At 77.2% G+C, this 1,689-nt stretch carries 1 protein-coding gene and 1 pseudogene; both read right to left on the bottom strand.

Features of this window, described 5'->3' with window-relative positions:
* Nucleotides 1-526 (bottom strand): annotated as a pseudogene (locus AB0O00_RS38120) (hypothetical protein); the annotation flags it as partial.
* On the bottom strand, nucleotides 523-1,581 hold the full coding sequence (locus AB0O00_RS38115; RefSeq protein WP_363659274.1) for an acyltransferase domain-containing protein: 1,059 nt from the start codon (nucleotides 1,579-1,581) through the stop codon (nucleotides 523-525). The gene AB0O00_RS38115 and the pseudogene AB0O00_RS38120, both read right to left, overlap by 4 nt.
* Nucleotides 1,582-1,689: the final 108 nt, after the last annotated feature.

The raw sequence follows: 1,689 nt of genomic DNA, 5'->3' as shown, positions 1-1,689 counted from the left end.
GGGTGACGTCGCCGCCGATCACCAGCCCGGCGCGGGCGCCCGCGGCGATCAGCGCGCGGCCCAGCTCGACGGCCTGGAGGGCGCCGGAGCAGCCGGCCTGGATCTGGTAGGCGGGCAGCTGGTCGAGGCCGAGGAGGTCGGCGACCTCGCTGGCGGTGGTGGGCAGCAGCGCGTCCGGGGTCGCGGTGGCGAGCACCAGGAACTCGATGTCGGCCGGTTCCAGGCCCGCGGCGGCCAGCGCGTGCCGGCCGGCCTCGGCGCACAGGTCGGTGAGGGTGCGGTGCACCTCGCCGGTGGCCAGGTCGCGGCCGAAGTGGCGGTGGGTGGTGCCGACGAAGACGTCGATCCACTCGGCGCTCACCCCGAGCGCGGCGCCCAGTGCGGCGTTGTCGACGGCCTCGCCGGGCAGCGCGGTGCCGACGCCCGCGATGTACGTGGTGATGGTCTCCATGTCCCCCGTGTCCCCCATGTCCTGCGTGCCCTGCCTGTCCTGCGCGCCCAGCGCGCCCCCTGCTCCCCCGTTCATGCCGCCACCAGCGCGAGTTCGCGCAGGCACTGGGCGAGCGAGTCGATGCTGCGCAGCGCCGGGAGCAGGTGGGACACCGACAGTTCGCCGAGCGCCGGGAGCCTGGCCTCCAGCTGCACCTTGAGCTGGACGATCATCACCGAGTCGAAGGCGAGGTCCTCGTAGAACCGGGCCTGCGGCCGGACGACGTCGTCGGCGTAGCCGCCGACCTGGACGATCGCGTCGAGCACGGCCGCCAGGACCGGGTCGTCGGACGTGTCCGGACGCTCCGTCAACTCTCCTGTTCCGACAGCCTGTTCGACTGTACGCTCCGGCTCGGCCGGTGTCCGCACCGGCTCCCAGCGGGCCCAGTAGCGGCGCGCGGTGGCGAACCGGTACGGCGGCAGCCGGTCGGCGGGCGGCTGCCCGGGCTCGTACAGCGCGTCCCACTGGGGATCGAGCCCGGCCCGGAACAACTCGGCGACGACCTGTGCCAGTTCGCGCCCGCCGGACTGTCCGCCGGGGCTCGGGTGCAGCAGCCGTGGCACGTCCGCCGGCCCGGCGCGGCCGACCAGCGGCAGCAGCTGCGCCCGCGGGCCGATCTCCACCAGGTGCGTCGGCGCCGCCGCCCCGGCCAGCGCGGCGAGGGCGTCCGAGAACAGCACGGGCCCGGCCGCCTGGCCGGTCCAGTAGTCCACCCCCAGGATATCTGACGAGCCGTCACTCAGCATGCGGCCACGATACGTCGACGCGAACGGCAGTTTGGGGGCACCCGCCGCCAACTCCCCGGCAGCAGCCCGGAACCGCGCCTCGGCGGCGGCGGGCAGCGGGGTGTGGAAGGCGTGCGAGACGTCGAGCCGCCGTGTCCGCACGCCCGCGCGCGCGAGCGCCTCGTCGATCCGTTCCAGCGCCGCCACCGGCCCGCTGAGCACGGTGTCGGCGGGCCCGTTGACGGCGCCGAGCGCCACCTCCGGCTCCGTCGCCAGGAGTTCCGCGAGGCTCTCCCGCCCGGCGCCGACCGCGAGCATGCCGCCGTCGGCGGGCAGCTCGCGCAGCAGGGCCCCGCGGGCGGCCACCAGCCGGGCGGGGGGGCCGGGGTGGGGGGCGGCCCCCCGGCCCGGCCCCCCGCCCCGCCCCCCCCCGGGGGCCGGGCGCCCCCCCCCCCGCGGGCCCCGGGGGGGCCC

Source organism: Kitasatospora sp. NPDC093558, assembly GCF_040683475.1.
GTDB lineage: Bacteria > Actinomycetota > Actinomycetes > Streptomycetales > Streptomycetaceae > Kitasatospora.
This window is presented reverse-complemented; position numbering and strand designations above follow the sequence as displayed.